Raw genomic sequence first — 18,237 nt, 5'->3', positions numbered from 1 at the left:
GCCAAGGCGGGCGGGTGGCCGCCGCCGGGCTAGAATGGCCGCCGATAACGTCTTGCCTCATGTCCCTGCTCGATCCCCTCTTCCATTCCCTGCTGGCCCAGGCCGACGCGCGGCGCATGCGCCGCGTGCTGCGCCCGCTGTCCACCCAGGCGCCCGCCGGCCACGTGCTGCGCGATGGCACGCCCCTGGTGGACTTCTCCAGCAACGACTACCTTGGCCTGGCGCGCGACCCCGCCATCGCCCGGCAGGCGGCCCGCTGCGCGCTGCGTCATGGCGCGGGCGCGCGCGCGTCGCGCCTGGTCACCGGCACGCTGGACCTGCACGCCGAGGCCGAGGCCGCCATCGCCGCCTTCAAGGGCACCGAGGCCGCCCTGCTGCTGGCCAGCGGCTGGCAGGCCAACGCCGCCGCATTGCCCGCGCTGATCGGCGCGGTGCAGGGACCGGCGCTGGTCTACACCGACAGGCTGATCCACGCCAGCCTGCATGCGGGTTGCGCCCAGGCAGGCGTGCGCCAGATCCGCTACCGCCACAACGACCTGGACCACCTGGAACACCTGCTGGCCGAACGCGCGCAGGAGCCCGGGCAGCGCTTCATCGTCACCGAGAGCGTTTTCAGCATGGATGGCGACCAGGCCGACGTGCCAGCGCTGGCCGCGCTGGCAGAGCGCCACGGCGCCTTCCTGTACCTGGACGAGGCACACGCCACCGGCGTGCTGGGCCCGCAAGGCCGGGGCCTGGCGGCCCAGGCGGGCGGGCGCGTGGACCTGGTGATGGGCACGTTCAGCAAGGCAGCCGGCGGCTTCGGCGCTTACATCGCGGGGTCTCGCGCACTGTGCGACTACCTGGTGAATACCTGCTCGGGCTTCATCTACAGCACCGCGCTGCCGCCCGCCGTGGTGGGCGCGGTGCACGCCGCGGTGACCCGCCTGCCGGGCATGGATGCCGAACGCGCGCACCTGCACGCCCTGGCGACGCGGCTGCGCGCGGGGCTGGCGGACATCGGCATCGACACCGGCCTTTCCTCCACGCAGATCGTGCCCGCTATCGTGGGTGACGCCGGCCGTGCGCTGGCCCTGGCCGACGCGCTGGCGCAGGCAGGCATGCTGGTGGGTGCGATCCGGCCGCCCACGGTGCCCGCGGGCACCAGCCGGCTGCGCATCGCCCTGTCGTCCCTGCACACGGCCGGACAGGTCGACGCGCTGGTCACCCGGATCCGGGACAGCCGTGGCCCTTGCGCGGGAGCGGGCACATGAGCGCGGCAGGACACGCCCCCGCCAGCCTGCTGTGGGCGCACGGCTGGGGCTTCGACGCGCACTGCTGGGACGCGGTGCGCGCCCTGTTGCCCGCGCGCTGGCAAGCCTTGCAGCAAGCCTGCGCCGACGCCGGCTACCTGGGCGCCGCCCCCGTGCCGATCCGGCCTGCCGCAGTGCCCTATGTCGCCATCGGCCATTCCCACGGCGTGCAGCAGCTCCTGCAGGCCGGCCTGGCGGATTGCGTCGGCCTGGTCAGCGTGAGCGGCTTTCCGCGTTTTGCCGCCGCCGAGGACTGGCCGGCCGGCACGCCCGCCCGGCTGCTGGCCCGGATGCGCATGCAGTTCGACCGCCAACCCCTGGCGGTCTGGCGGGATTTCCGGTCGCGTTGCGGCGTGCCGTGGCGCGGCACGGACGCGCCCACGCTGGCGCTGCCCGCGCTGGCCGACGGCCTGCGCGCGTTGGCCGAGGACGATGCGCGCGAGGCGCTGGCGCAATGGCGCGGCCCGCTATGCGCGATCAGCGCCGAGGACGATGCCATCGTGCCGCCCGCCTTGGCGCACGCCGCTTTCGGCGACCGGCTGGTGTCGGTCCCCGAGGGCGCGCATGCCCTGCCGCTGACGCGCCCCGACCTCTGCGCCCGGCACATCTGCCGGTTCCTGGACACGCTTGCCGTCGCGCCATGAGTCTCGAGACGCCGCTGGCCATCACGTCCCGCAAGCAGGACATCGCCGCCCGCTTCGGCCAGGCCGCAAGCGCCTACGAGCGCCATGCCAGCGTGCAGGCGCGCGTGGTCGACGACATCATGCGCCGCCTGGAGGCCTTGCCCTGGCCCGCGGCGCCGCGCATTCTCGAGATCGGCTGCGGCTCTGGCCTGCTGTCGCGCCGCCTGCTGGCGCGCTGGCCCGAGGCGCGATTGACGCTTACCGATGTGTCCGCCGAGATGGTGGCGCACTGCCGCGGCAGCGCCGACTGGCCCGCCGGCACGCGCCACCTGCGGTGGGATGGCGAGCATCCCCCCGCGGACGCGGGCAACTACGACCTCATCGTGTCCACGCTGGCCGTGCAATGGTTCGATGACCTGAACGCAGGCCTGGGCCGGCTGGCGCGCCTGCTGGCGCCCGGCGGCCTGCTGGCCGTCGCCACGCTGGGCGCGCGCAGCCTGGCGCAATGGCGCGCCTGCCTGCACCAGGCAGGCGCCAGGCTGCCCGCCCCCGGCTATCCGCTGGCGCAAGACCTGCGCCCCGCCGCCCCCGCCCTGCAAGGCGCGGTGGACGCGGCGCTGCTGACCGAACACCCCGGCGATGCCCATGCCTTCCTGCGCGGCCTGCGCGGCATCGGCGCATTGTCAGGCGCGGGACTGGGCGCGGGCACGCTGCGCGCCGCCATGCGTCTTTACGACCAAGGAAACCGGCAAGTGCACTACGAGATCCTCTATGGCCTCTGGCGCGCCGCGCAGGCGCGCGGCGTATTCGTGAGCGGCACCGACACCGGCGTGGGCAAGACGCTGGCAAGCGCCATCCTGGCACGCGCCTGGCAGGCCGACTACTGGAAACCGATGCAGACCGGGCTGGCCGACGAGGCGGGCGACACGGCCACCGTCACGGCGCTGGCGGCGCTGGCGCCCGGCAGGCTGCATCCGCCCGCCTGCGCGCTGCAGGCGCCGCTGTCGCCGTGGGATGCCGCGCGCGAGGAAGGCATCACGCTGGACGCCGAGGCGCTGGCGCTGCCCGCCACCGACGCGCCGCTGGTCGTGGAAGGGGCGGGCGGGCTTTACGTGCCGATCGACGGACGCCACATGATGATCGACCTCGCCGCCCGCCTGGGGCTGCCGGTGGTGCTGGTGGCGCGCAGCACGCTGGGCACCATCAATCACACGCTGCTGAGTCTGCGCGCCCTGGCCAGCCACGGCGTGCCGGTGGCGGGCGTGGTCCTGAGCGGCCCGCTCAACGCCGGCAACCGCCATGCCATCGAGCATTTTGGCGGCGTGCCGGTCATCCTGGAGATTCCCGCACTGGACCAGGTGGACGCGCGGGCCGTGGCCGAGCTGGCTGGCAACGTGCCGCCACTGGCCTCTCTTTGCCAGCCACCGGCCTCGGCCCGTTGACCCCTGGCGCCCCGGCGGCGGTTGCTGCCGGGGCGCAGCCCAGCCGAAGGCGCGGCGTGGGGTGCTTTCAGTCCCGGAAGTTATCGAACTGCAGCGGCAGTTCGACGTCGGTCTTGCGCAGCAGCGCGATGGCCGTCTGCAGGTCGTCGCGCTTCTTGCCCGTCACGCGCAGCTTGTCGCCGTTGATCTGGGTTTCCACCTTGAGCTTCTCGGCCTTGATGGCGGCGATGAGCTTCTTCGACACCGACTGCTCGATGCCCTGCTTCAGGGTGATCTTCTGGCGCGCACCGCCCAGGTTCACGTTGGGGTCGGCCACGTCGAGGCAGCGCGTGTCGATGCCGCGCGCCGACAGGCGGCCGCGCAGGATGTCGAGCATCTGCTTCAACTGGAAATCGCTGGGCGCGATCTGGGTCACCACGAACCCGTCGAGCTCGAACTTGGCATCGGTGCCCTTGAAATCGAAGCGGGTGGCCAGTTCGCGGTTGGCCTGGTCGACCGCGTTGGAGAGTTCGTGCTTGTCGACTTCGGAAACGACGTCAAAGGAAGGCATGGCAATGATCCTGAATGCTTATTGGTTGGCGACCACGATGGAGACGCGGCGGTTTTCCGCGCGACCGCTGGCGCTGCGGTTGCTGGAGGCCGGCACGCGCTTGCCGAGCCCGCGCACGGCGATGGCGTCAGGCAGGAATCCGGCGTGCTCGACCAGAACCTGCGCCACCACTTCGGCACGGCGCAGGGACAAGGCATCATTGTAGGCATCGCTGCCGGCGCTGTCGGTATGACCGTCTATGCGCAACCGGGCGATGCCCACCGCCACCAGCGCCTTCCCCACGCGCATCACGGCCTCGCGGCTGGCGGCGCTGAGGGTCGACTCGTCCGAGGCGAAGAGCATCCTGGTCGACATGTCCAGCTCCCAGCCCGCCTCGCCCGGCTGGAACCCGTGCGCCTGGAGCACCGCGATCTGCGGGGCGGACAAGCCCTTGGGCACGGACTGGCAGCCCGCCAGCATGACGGCGGCCAGCACGACCCAGAGGGCGCGCCATGGCGCCAGGCGGAACACATCAAACATGGGCACGCGGCCTCTCCTGGATATCGATGTCCGAATGGGGGGAGGGGTCGGCGGCGCGGCGGCCATCGGCCCGCCGCCGCGACTTCGCGGTGTACATGGCAGCATCCGCGCACATCATCAGCGCCTGCGTGCTGCGGCCATCCTCGGGGTAGATCGCCACGCCGACGCTGACCGAGGTCTGCAGGGTCGAGCCTTCCGGCAGCGGCATGGGTTCGCGCATGCAGGCGGCAAGATTCTCGGCGATGTGGCGGGCGTCGGCGGCGTCGTGCAAGGGCGTGATCAGGATGGCGAACTCGTCGCCGCCCAGGCGGCCGACCAGATCGGTCTCGCGCACCTGGGCGCGCAGCCGCGAGGCCAGGCACACCAGCACGGCATCGCCCGCGGCGTGGCCCCAGCTGTCGTTGATGTCCTTGAAGCGGTCTGCATCCACGAACAGCAAGGCAAGGCGCTCGCCGGTCTCTTCCGCCTCGCGCACCGCCCGATTGAAGCGGCTCTCGAAGAACGCCCGGTTGCGCAGGCCCGTCAGGCTGTCGTGCGACGCCCGATGCGCCAGGGTGCTGTTCTCGTCCTGCAACGTGCGCTGCCAGCCCTCGAACTCGTCGAGCAGGCCATTGAAATCTTCGCCCAGGGTATTCAGTTCGCGGATTTCCGAGGCCGGCACGCGTTGCGCGAAGGCACGCTCGCGCCGCACGGCGTGGGCCACCACGGCCAGGTTCGTGAGCGGCCGGGTGATATGCCTGACGACGCGCCGGGAGGAGTACGCGGCAGCCAGGGCGCTCAGGAACAGGCAGACCAGCAGCCCGGCCAGGCCCATCAGCAGGAAATGCAGCAAGGCGCCGCCGTGTCCCACCAGGCGCACCGAGCCGATGGTGTCCGGCCCGCGCACCAGCGGCAGGACGACAGGCTCGGGAAACACGAGGCGGCCCACGTGGTCCTCCAGGCCCTGGAAGCGCCCCTCGTCGGGCCGCCGCCACAGGGCGAAGGGCTGTCCCTGCGCATCCGACACGGCGATCTCGGCCACATCCTCGGGCGAGGCGATCAGCGAAATCGCCTCGGCCGCCGCGGCGGGATCGCGAAAGACCAGCGCGGCCTCGACCGTGTAGCCCACCGAGCGGGCGACCAGTTGCAGGTTGTGCGCGGCGTAGGCGCGCAGGGCGACAAAGCCCACCACGGACATGGCCAGGCCCGCCAGGCTGACGGCGACCAGCGCCACCTTCAGCTTGGCGAACCACATGACCCGGCGCAGGGAGCGGCGCGCCACGGGCGGCGCGGGCGGCAGCGGCAACAGGCTGTTCCTCATCGTTGGACCGCCCGGCTGCGGCCCAGCTTGAGCACATTGGGATTGATGCGCACGCCGCTGCGGGCGACCGAGTCGAGATTCACCTGGAAAGCCACCTGCGCATCGCTGACGTCCAGGCAGAACATGGGGCCGACCACGCACTCCGGATCGTCCTCGCTGATGCTCAGCACGGCCTGGCCGTTCAGCTGGCGATAGAGCCCCCGCTTCTCCTCGGCCGTCAGCACGCCGGTATAGATGGCGTCGCAGGCATGCGCCAGCCCGGGGCTGTCCACCATATAGCGCTGGGAGACGACCTTGCGTCCCGCCGAGACTTGCGGCTGCCCCAGCAGCGCATCCGCGTATTGGGTAGGCGCCAACACGCAAAGGCGGAGGTCGGCCGACATGCCGGGCCAGCGCGCGTAGCTCAGGATGCCCAGCACGACGGCGGCCACCGAGGCCGAGCGGACTTGCGCCTGGGTGAGCGCCGCCGCGGGCGCGGCCTGCGCGCCGGCAGGCCACGCGCACACCGCCAGCGGCGCCAGCCTGAGCAGGACGCCAGCCAGCGAGCCGCGCCAGACGCGGCCCGTCACCCAGGCGGAAAGAGGCACGCGGCTCTCCTTGTCTTGGTTGGGGCGGACGCGGAATGGGGAGGCGCTCGCCGGGAGGGGTGGCGCAGGCGCCGGGTCCGCTGGGGACGCCAGGATGGCGCGCGCCTGTCCCGGCATGGCCGGCTTGGGCGCCGGCACGGCATCCGCAATGCCGAGACAATATGTTTCCAGCGCTTACAGAGTGAGCGCTGGCGAAGCTTACCCCAGAGGGGACGCGCAGCGTAATGCCTGACACACAGCCTGTAACACTTCTCCGGCCCGTCGGGGCCCAAATACCTATTTCCAGGGATACGTGGACACGCCCGGCACGCCGGCCACTTGCTTCCCCGCCCATCATTCCCGAGAATTCCCGGCTGGCTTTCCCTCTGGCGAACACTCCCTTGACCGACCTTTCCAAGCCCCGCTGCGCCTGGGCGCAGACCGACCCGCTGCTGGCGGCCTATCACGACGCCGAATGGGGCGTGCCCGAACGCGACAGCCGCGCGCTGTGGGAAAAGCTGATGCTCGACGGCTTCCAGGCAGGCCTGTCGTGGCTGACCGTCCTGAAGAAGCGCGACGCCTTCCGTGCCGCATTCCAGGGATTCGATCCCGAGAAAGTGGCCCGCATGGGGCCGCAAGACGTCGAGCGCCTGCTGGCCGACCCCGGCATCATCCGGTCTCGCAGCAAGATCGAAGCCACCATTGGCAATGCGCGGGCCTATCTGGCCATGCAGGCCCGCGGCGAGGATTTCTCCACCTTCGTCTGGACGATGGCCGGCGGCGCCCCGGTGCGCCAGCGCCGCCGCGTGCCCGCCGACGTGCCGGCCCAGACACCGCTGTCCCTGGACATGTCGAAGGCGCTCAAGCAGCGCGGCTTCAAGTTCGTGGGGCCGGTCATCGTCTATGCCTGGCTGCAGGCCACCGGCGTGGTCGACGACCACCTGGACACCTGCTGGCGCTGCCATGGGGGCCACTGAGATGGAAGGACCGCTCTTTGGCATCCGCATCGTCGAATTCGCCGGCATGGGGCCCGCGCCCTTCGGCGCCATGCTGCTGGCCGACATGGGCGCGGACGTCGTGCGCATCGAGCGGCCCGTGGCGGGCACGCCCGACGCCGAGGCCTTGCGCCATGACACGCTCAACCGCGGCAAGCGCTCGGTGGCCCTGGACCTGAAGACCGACGCGGGGCGTGAGGCCGCCCGCAGGCTGGTTGCCCAGGCCGACGTGCTGGTCGAGGGCTTCCGCCCTGGCGTCATGGAGCGCCTGGGGCTGGGGCCGGACACGTTGCGCGCCAGCCATCCGCGCCTGGTCTACGCCCGCATGACGGGCTGGGGGCAGACCGGTCCACTGGCGCGGCGCGCCGGGCATGACATCAACTACCTGGCGCTCAGCGGCGCGCTGCACGCCATCGGCACGGCCGACAGCGGCCCCGTCGTGCCCCTGAACCTGGTCGGGGATTTCGGCGGCGGCGGCACCTTCCTGGCGCTGGGCATCGTCAGCGCGGTGCTGGCCGCGCAGCGCAGCGGGCACGGACGGGTCATCGACGCCAGCATCCTGGACGGCACGGCCAACCTGCTGGCCATCACCTATTCCCGGCTGGCCACCGGCCAGTGGCAGGACGCGCGCCAGGCCAACACCTATGACGGCGCCTCGCCCTATTACACGACCTATGCCTGCGCGGACGGGGGCTGGATGGCGGTGGGCGCGATCGAACCGCAATTCCTTGCCGCCCTGCTGGAGAAACTGGAAATCAGCCCGGCGGACTACGGCGACCAGCACGACCGTGGCAGCTGGCCGGCGCAGCGCGCCCTGCTGGCGGCGCGCTTCGCCACCCGCAAGCGCGATGCCTGGGCCGCCCTGCTGGAAGACAGCGACACCTGCGCCACGCCGGTGCTGTCGCTGGCCGAGGCGCCCCTGCATCCGCACCATGTGGCACGCGGCACGTTCCTGGCAAGCCCCGCGTATGCGCCGGCGCCCGCGCCACGCTTCTGCGGCCCGGCAAGCAGGACTGCCGCGCCCGCCCCGGCGCCGGGCCAGCACGACGCCGCATTCCTGGCGGGAGACTGGCCGGCGCGCTAACGGCCGGCCTGGCGTCATTGGGCCGCCGAGGCCTCCGGCAGGCGCGACTCCGCCGACGCCGCGCCCACGCCGACCGGGCCGCTTTCCTGCGTTTCGGCCATGACCCAGCAGGACTTGCCCGCGGTCTTGGCGCGATACAGGGCACGGTCGGCCGCGACCAGCACGCTGGCCGTCTCGGCGCCATGCTCGGGCACCAGCGCCAGGCCGACGCTGCCGCCGACCTGCACCGTGATGCCGCCCGCCAGCTCATAGGGACGGCAGACCACCTCGACGATGCATTCGGCGAAGGCACGCGGATCAAAGCCCGCCTCGATGCAGGCCAGCACCACGAACTCATCGCCGCCAATCCGCGCCGCCACGCCGCTGCCGGGCTTCACCAGCGCCAGCCTTTCGGCGACGGCCTTCAGCAGGCTGTCGCCCATGCCATGGCCATACGTGTCGTTGACGGCCTTGAAGCCGTCCAGGTCCAGATAGAAGACGGCGAAACGCGCATGGCCTGCCTGCGCCTGCCGCAACGCGCGGTCCAGCATCTTGAACAGCCCCGTGCGATTGGCCAGGCCAGTCAGCGGATCCTGTTGCGCGCGCTGTTCGCTTTCCCGCTCGGCGCGCATGGTCGACACCAGCATCTTGTTCAGCCGGTATGACGCGATCGTCATGCTGACCAGGTACGCGGGGATTTGCGCCAGGACAATGCCCAGGACGGGTTCGTTGGTGAAAAAGGCCGCCACGCAGCACGGCCCCAGGGTGAAGCCGATCATGATGCCGGTCATCCGGGGCGCGCCGAAATTGCGGAAGCAGATGCCGCCCACCATGGCCGCCGCCGACAGGCAGGCGATGCATGCCGCCACCCAATCGCCGCTCAACAGGCAGATGAAGGCGCCATACCCCACCGACATGGCCCAGACCACGGCCAGCAACAGCGTCATGTCGGTATAGGTGCTTTTGCCCACCAGCGCATTGCGGCGCGCCACGACGAGCAGCACGAGACGGGCCATGCAGACCAGCACTTCCAGGCCCAGCCAGAAGAAGAAGGCTGGCTCGGGCTGGCGTAGGGTGACGATGAGCGCCACCAGGATGGTGTTGACCACGCCGCCGAAGAAGATGGGCAGGGTGCCAAAGAGGCCGCCAATCAAGGCGACCCGGATGTCCGGGGGTACGTCCGGCCCCGCGTCGGCGAGCCATTTCGTCAGCCGCCACTTGGGCAGACTGAAAACCCTGCTTTCATTGTTCATGCTTGCCATTTCGGCATCCGGGATGCCGCTGGAGAAAAAAGAGCGGCTCTGCCCTTGTGCAGCAGCCCGTCCCCAGGTGGCCTGTTCCACGGACCCACCCTCAGTGCAGGCGCAGATTACCGGAAAACGGGAATGCCCATTCCGACGAATAAGCGGTCAGGTGCAACCTTAGAATATGTGCAGGGTAACGTCGTGGCATTCCGGCCACGCCCGCATGCCCCAGGAACGTGCAAGGACGCCGCCGTGGATGCCGACAAGACCGCCCTGCTGACCGTGGCCCAGATGCGCGAGGCCGACGAACGGGCCATCGCGGCGGGCACGCCCGGCACGACACTCATGCAACATGCCGGTGACGCCGTGGCCCAGGCCATCGCGCGGCGCTGGACGCCCCGCCCCCTGACCGTGCTGTGCGGCCCCGGCAACAATGGCGGGGACGGATTCGTCGCCGCCCGCCTGCTGGCGCAACAAGGCTGGCCCGTGACCGTCGCGCTGCTGGGCGACAGGGAAGCGCTGCGTGGCGATGCCCGCTTCCACGCTCACCAATGGGGCGGTCCACTGGTCTCGCTGTCGCCTGACGCCGTGCGCCACGCCCGCCTGATCGTCGACGCGCTCTTCGGCGCGGGCCTGTCGCGCCCGCTGCCGGACGTCGCGGCCCAGACCCTGGCCGCCGCCCGTGCGCGCGGCGTGCCCGTGGTGGCGGTGGACGTCCCCAGCGGCGTGGACGGCGACACCGGCGCGTCGCTGGGCGCGGTCGGCGCCGACCTGACGGTGACGTTCTTCCGCAAGAAACCCGGCCACCTGCTGCTGCCCGGACGCACGCTGTGCGGGGAGATCGAGGTGGCCGATATCGGCATCGCCGCCCCGGCCCTCGCCGCCCTGCAGCCCCAGGCGCACGAGAACGCCCCAGCGTGCTGGCTGCCCAGCCTGCCGGCCCTGGGGCACGGCACCCATAAATACCAGCGCGGCCATGCCCTGGTCCGGGGCGGCTACCCCACGACGGGCGCCGCCAGGCTGGCGGCGCTGGGCGCGGCCCGCGCCGGGGCGGGGCTGACCTCCGTGGCCGTGCCCGCCGAATCGCTGGCGATCTATGCCAGCCACCTGTTGAGCGTGATGGTCCAGCCGCTGGCCCAGCCCGCCGACCTGTCCGCCTTGCTGGAGGATGGCCGCCACACGGCGCTGCTCGCGGGCCCGGGACTGCCCGACGATCCCGTTACCCGCGACGCGGTGCTGACCTTGCTGGGCACGGGCAAGCCTTGCGTGCTGGACGCCGGCGCGCTCACCGCCTTTCGCTACGACCCCGAGACGCTGTTCCGGGCCATCGAAGGGCCCTGCGTCCTGACGCCGCACGAGGGAGAGTTCCAGCGCCTCTTCGGCATGGACGACGCCGACAAGCTGAGCCGCGCGCGACGCGCGGCGGCACGCAGCGGCGCCGTGCTGGTGCTCAAGGGCGCCGACACCGTCATCGCCGCGCCCTCCGGGCTGGCGATCATCAACGCGAACGCGCCGTCCACGCTGGCCACGGCTGGCAGCGGCGACGTGCTGGCCGGCCTCGTCACCGGCCTGCTGGCCCAGGGCATGCCGGCGTTCCAGGCCGCCGCCGCGGCCACCTGGCTGCACGGCGACGCCGCCACGCAATTCGGCCCGGGCCTGATCGCGGACGACCTGCCCGGGCTGGTGCCGGGGGCCCTGGCACGGCTGGCGCAACACGGCCAGGCACCGCAAGCGGAGATCTCCTGACCGGCAGGCACCGCGCGGCGCGCGGTCAGCCTGCCTCCGCGCGCGCCGCGGCCTCGACCAGCCAGTCGTGCACCGCCGCCACCCGCCTGTCGTCCAGGGCGCCCGGCGCATAGGCGATGCCATACCGCTTGCCCGTGGACACTCGCTGGGCGAAAGGCGCCACCAGGCGCCCGCGCGCGAGCTCGTCGGTCGTCAGGGTGCGCCGCGCAATCGCCACGCCCATGCCCGCGATGGCGGCCTCGATGGTCAGGTGGTTGCGGTTGAACATATACCCGCGCCGCACCTCCACCTGCGGCGCGCCGATGGCGCGCAGATAGCCTTCCCACTCGGCGTAGGGCGGGCTGCCGCGCCAGGCGGTCATGTCATGCAGCAAGGGATAGTGGCGCAGGTCGTCGGGCGTTGAAATGGGGTGGCTGGCATCCAGCAAGGCAGGCGCGCAGACCGGGAAGATCTCTTCCTCCATCAGCGGCGTGATGTCAAAGCCCGAGTACACACCGTCGTTCAGGTCGATGGCCAGGTCGAAAGCGCCGGGCTGCAAGGCCTGGCTGCTGTCCTCGGCTTCCAGTTGGAGCGCCAGCGCCGGATAACGCCGCTGGAAGTCCGGCAATCGCGGCACCAGCCACTTCGCCATGAAGGACGGCAGTGCGCGCACCTTCACGATACCGGCGAGGTTGCCGCCGCTGAGCCGGCCGATCTCCAGGTCCACGGCCTCATAGGCCGGCCCCACGGCGGCCTTCAGCCGCGCGCCCTCGTCCGTCAGCGTCAGGCGGCGCGGCAGCCGCACGAACAGCCGGAAACCCAGCCACTCCTCCAGTTGCTTGATCTGCTGGCTGACCGCGCCCACCGTCACGTGCAGGGCCTGCGCCGCCTGGGTGAAGGACAGCAGCTTGGCGCAGACCAGGAAGACCTTCAGGCGGGCATGCACCTGGGCCGGGATTTCACGCTTATCGTTTAGCATTTCTAAATCGAAGGCAGAATTTATGGCTTGAGAGGGGCGGAACAGCCCGGGAGAATAGAAAACACTTCACAAATACTAATTCAAGCGGTGTATCGACGCATCGCCAGCCGCCACCATGACCATCAGCACGCTCGATCTCTTCAAGGTGGGCATCGGCCCGTCCAGCTCGCACACCACCGGCCCCATGCGCGCCGGCCTGGCCTTCGCGCGCGACCTGCGCACGCTCGGCCTGAGCGCCCGCGTCGCCCACCTGGACATCCGCCTGTACGGCTCGCTGGCCGCCACCGGCATCGGCCACGCGACCGATCTCGCCGTGGTGGGCGGCCTGCTGGGCCATGATCCCGCCACGGTCGACCCGGACCAGTTCGAGGCCTATGTCGCCGCCGTGCGCCTGGACGGCGTGCTGCGCCTGGACGATGCCGTGGAAGTCCCCTTCGACTGGCGGCGCGACCTGCGCATGGTGCCGGTCGCCCTGGCCCGCCACCCGAATGCCCTGCGCCTCACCGCCCGCGACGGCGACGGCCAGGTACTGCATCGCAATACCTATTTCTCGATCGGCGGCGGCTTCATCATCGACGCCAACCGGGAACGCGAAGCAGGCGACCACCCCGCCGCCGACACGCCCGTGCCCTATCCCTACACCAGCGCCGCGGAACTGCTGGCGCTGTGCCGCCGCCACGACCTGTCCATGGCCGAGATCGTGCTGGCCAACGAGGCGGCGCTGCGGCCCGAATCCGACACGCGCACGGCGCTGGCCACCGTCTGGCGGGCGATGCAGGCCTGTGTCACGCGCGGCCTGCATCGCGAAGGCATCCTGCCCGGCGGCCTGAACACGCCGCGCCGGGCGGCCGCGCTGCGCCGCCGCCTCGAAGACGCCGCGCGCCAGCAGTCGGACGTGGTCTCGCGCACGCTGTCGGAAATGGATTGGGTGAACCTGTACGCGCTGGCCGTCAACGAGGAAAACGCCAGCGGCGGCCGCGTGGTGACCGCGCCCACCAACGGCGCGGCGGGCATCATCCCGGCGGTGCTGCATTTCTATGCGCGCAACCAGCCCGGCATGCAGCAGGCCGACGTGGACACCTTCCTTTTCACCGCCTCGGCCATCGGCGGGCTGTGCAAGCGCAATGCCTCGATCTCGGGCGCCGAGGTCGGCTGCCAGGGCGAGGTCGGCGTGGCGTGTGCCATGGCCGCCGCCGGCCTGGCGGCGCTGCTGGGCGGCACGCCCGAGCAGATCGAGAACGCCGCCGAGATCGGCCTGGAACACAACCTGGGCCTGACCTGCGACCCCGTGGGCGGCCTGGTGCAGGTGCCCTGCATCGAACGCAATGCGATTGCGTCGATGAAGGCCATCAACGCCGCGCGCATGGCGCTGCACGGCGACGGCCGCCACCTGGTCTCCCTGGACCAGGCCATCCGCACCCTGCGTGAAACGGGCCGCGACATGCTCAGCAAGTACAAGGAGACGTCGCTGGGGGGCTTGGCGGTGAGCGTGGTGGAGTGTTGAGAAGCGCGTTTGCACCCATCATCAATACGGAATAGCCGCAGCAGGAACAAAGCCTGCCAGGCTCGGCGCCGCCAAGCAACCGGCCTTATCGTGAACAGGTCCCGCCCAGCTCATCGAGCGGGCATTTCCCCCATGTTCACGCTTGCCCCTCCCCGGCGACAGGCGTATCCTGTTTTATACAGACCGCTTGATCCGCGTTTACACCACCCCCACATTTGATCGCTGGTTCGCACAGATCGACGACACGCTGACAGCCAAACGCATCCAAGTCCGGATTCGCCGCCTGCAGCTCGGCAACCACGGAGACTGGGCGCCAATCGGTGAAGGTGTCGCGGAACTGCGGATCCATCATGGCCCCGGATACCGCGTGGTTTTCATGCCGCGAACCACGGACATCATCGTGCTGCTGGCAGGGGGCGACAAATCCACCCAGCCGCGGGACATCCGCGCCGCCCTGTCGCTGGCGCGCCAATTAAGGGAAACATGATCATGACAAGGCCGACACTGCGGGAATGGGACAGCGCGGATCATCTCGGCACGGAGAAGGACCGCGTGCTGTATCTGCAGGCCTGCATGGAAGAGGCAGGCGACGATGCCACCTTCATTGCCAAGGCCCTGGGCGACATTGCCCGCGCCAAAGGGATGACGCAATTGGCACGAGACACAGGCCTGGGCCGGGAAAGCCTCTACAAGGCGCTGTCAGGCGAGGGAAATCCGAGTTTTGCCACCATATTGAAAGTGACCCGGGCGCTGGGCATCAGGCTGCAACCGCAACTGCAGGCCTGACGCCTCCGGGGCTGCGCAGGCAACGGCCTACCCCGGCAACCCTTCCCCACCCAGCAAGGACCGCACCAGCGCGGTCCAGTACTTCACGCCCAGCGGCAGCAGGGCATCGTTGAAGTCATAGCGCGGGTTGTGCAGCGACGCGCTGTCCTGGCCGTTGCCCAGCCAGATGTAGGCGCCCGGACAGGCTTGCGACATGAAGGAAAAATCCTCCGACGCCATGCTGGGCGGCAGGTCGCGATGCACGCGGCCTTCGCCCAGCACGCTTTCCAGCACCGTGGCGCAACGCGCCGCATGCGCAGGCGTGTTGATGGTGGCGGGATAGCTCACGCGGTAGTCCAGTTCCGCCGTCAGGCCATGCAGCGTGGCAATGGCCTGGATGGCGTCGCGAAAGCGCTGCTCGATGGACGCGCGCTGCGCCATGTCGAAGCAGCGCATCGTGCCGCGCAACTGCACTTCCTCGGGCATGACGTTATAGGTGTCGCCCGCATGGAAGCTGGTGATGCTGAGCACCGCCGGCTGGTGCGCGGGCGTCTCGCGCGCGATCAGCGCGGGCAGCTGCGTGACCAGCTGGCAGGCGGCCAGCAGCGTGTCCTTGCCCAGGTGCGGCATGGCCGCGTGGCAGCCCTTGCCGCGCAGGCTCAGGTTGAAGATGTCGAAGGCCGCCATGACGGGGCCCGCGTGCACCGCGGCCTCGCCTGCCGGCAGGCCCGGCCAGTTGTGCATGGCATAGACGCCCTGCACCGGATAGCGTTCGAACAGACCCGCCTCGATCATGGCGCGGGCGCCGCCCTCGTTTTCCTCGGCGGGCTGGAAGATGAAATGCACGCGGCCGGCGAAGTCCGGGTTGGCCGCCAGCGCCTGGGCGGCGCCCAGGAGCATGGTGGTGTGGCCATCGTGACCGCAGGCATGCATGCGGCCCGCGTGGGTGGAGGCATGCGCGAAACCGTTGAGTTCGGTGACGTGCAGCGCATCCATGTCGGCCCGCAGCCCGATGGCCGGGCCCTCGCCGCGCGCCCCTTGCAGGGTGGCGACCACGCCCGTGCCGGCGATGCCGGTCTCGACGGCCATGCCCCACTCGCGCAGCAGTTCCGCCACGCGCGTGCTGGTGCGATGTTCCTCGAAGGCCGTCTCGGGATGGCGGTGGAAATCATGCCGCCAGGCCGCGAGTTGCTTGGTGTCCAGGGTATCGGTGTCCGACATGGTGCCTGCTCCTTGTCCGTATGGCGTCAGCGACGATCAGAGATAGCCGAAAGCCGTTGCCGGCTCGGCGGCGGTCTCGACCCAGATGCTCTTGACCTGCGTGTATTCGCGCAGGGCATCGATGCCGCTGGAACGGCCATAACCGCTTTGCTTGTAGCCGCCGAAAGGCGAGGCCACGTTGATGGTCTTGTAGCCGTTGATCCAGAACGTGCCGGCGCGCACGCCGGCGGCCACGCGGTGGGCGCGGCCCACGTCACGGGTCCAGACGGCGCCGGCCAGGCCGAAGTCGCTGTCGTTGGCGATGGCGATGGCCTCGGCTTCGGTGTCGAAGGGGATCACCACGACCACCGGACCGAAGACCTCGGTGCGGGCGATCGACATCTCGGGCGTCACGCCGGCCAGGACCGTGGGACGCACGAAATAGCCGTCGCCGTCGAAGGGCTCGGGCGTGCCGACCAGGCGCGCGCCCTCCTGTTGGGCCGACGCGATCAGGCCACGCACGTGCTCGAACTGGCGCTGGCTGCAGATGGGGCCGACTTCGGTCTTGTCGTCCTGCGGATCGCCCACGCGGATGCGCGCGGCGCCGGCGGCGAAGCGCTCGACGAAGGCATCATGGATGCCGCGCTGGACCAGCAGGCGCGAACCCGCCACGCAGCTCTGGCCCGCGCCGGCGAAGATGGCCGCCTGCGCGCCCAGGATGGCGCGATCGATGTCGGCATCCTCGAACACGATGTTGGCCGACTTGCCGCCCAGCTCCAGCACGCAGGGCACGAGGTGCTGCGCCGCGTTGGCGGCGACCTTGGCGCCCGTGGGCACCGAGCCCACGAACACCGCCTTCTCGACCTGGCGCGTGGCCAGCGCGGCCGGCACGATGGTGTGGCCGTAGCCCGCCAGCACGTTGATGACGCCAACGGGCACGCCGGCTTCCTCGGCCAGCGCGGCCAGGGCCAGCGAGGTGAAGGGCGTCAGTTCCGACGGCTTCAGCACCACGGCATTGCCCATGGCGATGGCGGGGGCGATCTGCCAGCCGGCCGTGAACATGGGCGCGTTCCAGGGGGTGATCTGCAGCACCACGCCGATGGGCTCGCGGCGCGTGTAGTTCAGGTGCGAGGTGGGAACGGGGATGACGTCGCCATAGACCTTGTCGGTCCAGCCGGCGTAATACTCGAACATCTCGGCGACCTTCTGGGCTTCGCCGCGGCAATCGCGGATGGGCTTGCCGGAGGTCAGCGACTCCAGTCGGGCCAGCTCCTCGGCGCGGGCGCGCACGCGCTGGCCCACGGCGAACAGGATGCGGCCACGCTGCGCGTGGGTCAGCGCCCACCACTTGGCCTGGCCCGCCAGCGCGGCGGCCACGGCGGCCTGCGCGGCAGGCGCGCCGCCATCGGGATACGACACGCTGTCGGCGCCGGTGGACGCCTGCTTCAGCGCGACGACCTCGCCGGTGCCGGCCAGCAGCTTGCCGTCCACGTACGACGCGACCTGGGACGCGCCCGGGAAGAACGCCTGGAAGGCCTGGAACACGTCGGCGGTAATGGCTTGGGTGCTGCTCATTGCTTTTCCTCGTAGTTGACGATGCAGTTGAAGTCGTCGCTGTCGGCCACGTCGCCGGCCGACTCGCGCCACAGGCGCAGCGCTTCCGCCGAAAGCGGGGCGCCCGCGCCCGCGCGCTCGATGAGACCGGCGGCCAGGCGCAGGTCCTTGCGCATCAACTTCATGGTGAAGCCCGAATTGAAGGCGTCGTTCAGGATCCAGGTGGGATAGTTCACTTCGGTCACCCCGCTGCGGCCCGAGCCGGCGTTGATCCCCTTCAGGATCTCCTCGGGGTCCAGGCCGGCGCCACGCGCGATGCGCATGGCTTCGCCGGCGGCCACCAGGTGCACGCCGCACAGCAGGTTGTTCAGCAGCTTGGCCGAGTGGCCGGCGCCCACCGGGCCCACGCGCACGCGCTTGCCGGTCATGACGTCCAGGGCCGGCGCCAGGCGCGCCAGCACGGCCTCATCGCCGCCCAGCAGCATGGTCATGTTGCCGCTGTGCGCGGCCTTGGGGCCGCCGCTGACCGGGCCATCGACGAACGAGATCGGGCTGCCAGCCAGCGCCTGCGCGATACGCACGGTGCTGGTGGGGTCGGCGGTGGAGGTATCGAGCAGGATCACGGGATGCCTGGCGTGGGCCAGGATGCCGTCCTCGCCCAGCACGACCTTCTCGACGATGTCGGAGGTGGGCAGCGACAGGACGATCACATCCGAGGCCGCGACCAGCGCGGCGATGCTGTCGACCAGCGCCATGCCGCTTGCGGCCAGCGCCTCGCGCGCCGCGGGCGACGGATCGAAGCCCGTGACGGCGAAGCCCGCGCGGTGCAGCGACAGCGCCATGCCGCCGCCCATGTTGCCCAGTCCGATGACGCCGGCGCGCTGGCCGGCGGCGTTCAATGCTTGCGTCATGTCCG

18 protein-coding genes are annotated in these 18,237 nt (G+C 70.6%); 9 read left to right on the top strand and 9 right to left on the bottom strand.

Going from position 1 to position 18,237, the window contains the following annotated elements; all coding sequences use genetic code 11:
• The first annotated feature begins 59 nt into the window (after window positions 1–59).
• From ODI_RS04185 to bioD, 3 genes are read left to right on the top strand one after another with little or no spacing between them, the layout of a single operon-like run.
• Complete coding sequence (locus ODI_RS04185) at window positions 60–1,253, top strand: aminotransferase class I/II-fold pyridoxal phosphate-dependent enzyme (RefSeq protein ID WP_067752614.1); 1,194 nt, start codon at window positions 60–62, stop codon at window positions 1,251–1,253.
• Window positions 1,250–1,936 (top strand): alpha/beta fold hydrolase, encoded by a 687-nt coding sequence (locus ODI_RS04180; RefSeq protein ID WP_067752611.1) that lies wholly within the window; start codon window positions 1,250–1,252, stop codon window positions 1,934–1,936. Before ODI_RS04185 ends, ODI_RS04180 begins: the two co-directional genes overlap by 4 nt.
• A complete protein-coding gene (gene bioD / locus ODI_RS04175) occupies window positions 1,933–3,357 on the top strand; it encodes a dethiobiotin synthase (RefSeq protein WP_098020837.1) in 1,425 nt (474 codons plus the stop codon). Before ODI_RS04180 ends, bioD begins: the two co-directional genes overlap by 4 nt.
• A gap of 67 nt (window positions 3,358–3,424) precedes the next feature.
• Here bioD and ODI_RS04170 read toward each other — a convergent pair whose 3' ends face one another.
• Genes ODI_RS04170 through ODI_RS04155 form a run of 4 tightly spaced genes read right to left on the bottom strand, consistent with a single transcriptional unit; the run spans window position 3,425 to window position 6,313 of the window.
• Window positions 3,425–3,907, bottom strand: coding sequence for a YajQ family cyclic di-GMP-binding protein (locus ODI_RS04170; RefSeq protein ID WP_067752211.1), 483 nt, complete (start codon window positions 3,905–3,907; stop codon window positions 3,425–3,427).
• Between the two features lie 18 nt (window positions 3,908–3,925).
• Entirely contained in the window at window positions 3,926–4,426 is a 501-nt protein-coding gene (locus tag ODI_RS04165) for an OmpA family protein (RefSeq protein ID WP_067752214.1), read from the bottom strand.
• A complete protein-coding gene (locus ODI_RS04160) occupies window positions 4,419–5,726 on the bottom strand; it encodes a diguanylate cyclase (protein WP_067752217.1) in 1,308 nt (435 codons plus the stop codon). Before ODI_RS04160 ends, ODI_RS04165 begins: the two co-directional genes overlap by 8 nt.
• Window positions 5,723–6,313 (bottom strand): YfiR family protein, encoded by a 591-nt coding sequence (locus tag ODI_RS04155; RefSeq protein WP_074046787.1) that lies wholly within the window; start codon window positions 6,311–6,313, stop codon window positions 5,723–5,725. The genes ODI_RS04160 and ODI_RS04155 overlap by 4 nt, the downstream gene beginning before the upstream one ends.
• Window positions 6,314–6,693: 380 nt before the next feature.
• Between ODI_RS04155 and ODI_RS04150 the strand changes: the two genes are divergently transcribed.
• Complete coding sequence (locus ODI_RS04150; RefSeq protein ID WP_231968195.1) at window positions 6,694–7,269, top strand: DNA-3-methyladenine glycosylase I; 576 nt, start codon at window positions 6,694–6,696, stop codon at window positions 7,267–7,269.
• Window positions 7,256–8,371 carry a CaiB/BaiF CoA transferase family protein gene (locus ODI_RS04145; RefSeq protein WP_197707135.1) on the top strand — a complete coding sequence of 372 codons (1,116 nt, stop codon included), beginning with the start codon at window positions 7,256–7,258 and terminating at the stop codon, window positions 8,369–8,371. The genes ODI_RS04150 and ODI_RS04145 overlap by 14 nt, the downstream gene beginning before the upstream one ends.
• A 14-nt stretch (window positions 8,372–8,385) precedes the next feature.
• Here the strand turns inward: ODI_RS04145 and ODI_RS04140 are convergent, their stop codons facing one another.
• Window positions 8,386–9,603 (bottom strand): GGDEF domain-containing protein, encoded by a 1,218-nt coding sequence (locus tag ODI_RS04140; protein WP_067752353.1) that lies wholly within the window; start codon window positions 9,601–9,603, stop codon window positions 8,386–8,388.
• Window positions 9,604–9,846: 243 nt separating this feature from the next.
• On the opposite strand from ODI_RS04140, the gene ODI_RS04135 reads away from it, so the two are divergent.
• Window positions 9,847–11,340, top strand: coding sequence for an NAD(P)H-hydrate dehydratase (locus ODI_RS04135; RefSeq protein ID WP_231968194.1), 1,494 nt, complete (start codon window positions 9,847–9,849; stop codon window positions 11,338–11,340).
• Window positions 11,341–11,365: 25 nt separating this feature from the next.
• On the opposite strand, the gene ODI_RS04130 is transcribed toward ODI_RS04135, so the two are convergent.
• A complete protein-coding gene (locus ODI_RS04130) occupies window positions 11,366–12,298 on the bottom strand; it encodes a LysR substrate-binding domain-containing protein (RefSeq protein WP_067752223.1) in 933 nt (310 codons plus the stop codon).
• A 115-nt stretch (window positions 12,299–12,413) separates the two neighbouring features.
• Here ODI_RS04130 and ODI_RS04125 point away from each other — a divergent pair, with 115 nt between their 5' ends.
• The 3 genes from ODI_RS04125 (at window position 12,414) to ODI_RS04115 (ending at window position 14,588) form a co-directional block, all read left to right on the top strand.
• On the top strand, window positions 12,414–13,802 hold the full coding sequence (locus ODI_RS04125; protein ID WP_067752226.1) for an L-serine ammonia-lyase: 1,389 nt from the start codon (window positions 12,414–12,416) through the stop codon (window positions 13,800–13,802).
• Window positions 13,803–13,989: 187 nt separating this feature from the next.
• Entirely contained in the window at window positions 13,990–14,289 is a 300-nt protein-coding gene (locus tag ODI_RS04120; protein ID WP_067752359.1) for a type II toxin-antitoxin system RelE/ParE family toxin, read from the top strand.
• Between the two features lie 2 nt (window positions 14,290–14,291).
• Entirely contained in the window at window positions 14,292–14,588 is a 297-nt protein-coding gene (locus ODI_RS04115; RefSeq protein WP_067752229.1) for an addiction module antidote protein, read from the top strand.
• A 27-nt stretch (window positions 14,589–14,615) separates the two neighbouring features.
• On the opposite strand, the gene ODI_RS04110 is transcribed toward ODI_RS04115, so the two are convergent.
• The 3 genes from ODI_RS04110 to ODI_RS04100 are packed head-to-tail and all read right to left on the bottom strand — an operon-like array spanning window position 14,616 to window position 18,232.
• Complete coding sequence (locus tag ODI_RS04110; protein ID WP_067752232.1) at window positions 14,616–15,788, bottom strand: M20 aminoacylase family protein; 1,173 nt, start codon at window positions 15,786–15,788, stop codon at window positions 14,616–14,618.
• 36 nt (window positions 15,789–15,824) lie between these two features.
• The gene (locus ODI_RS04105; RefSeq protein ID WP_067752234.1) at window positions 15,825–17,342 is read right to left on the bottom strand and encodes an aldehyde dehydrogenase family protein; all 1,518 of its coding nucleotides are present in this window, start codon (window positions 17,340–17,342) and stop codon (window positions 15,825–15,827) included.
• Window positions 17,339–18,232, bottom strand: a complete 894-nt coding sequence (locus tag ODI_RS04100) for an NAD(P)-dependent oxidoreductase (RefSeq protein WP_067752237.1) — start codon at window positions 18,230–18,232, stop codon at window positions 17,339–17,341. The genes ODI_RS04105 and ODI_RS04100 overlap by 4 nt, the downstream gene beginning before the upstream one ends.
• Window positions 18,233–18,237 lie beyond the last annotated feature (5 nt).

The organism is Orrella dioscoreae, assembly GCF_900089455.2.
Classification (GTDB): domain Bacteria; phylum Pseudomonadota; class Gammaproteobacteria; order Burkholderiales; family Burkholderiaceae_B; genus Orrella; species Orrella dioscoreae.
This window is presented reverse-complemented; position numbering and strand designations above follow the sequence as displayed.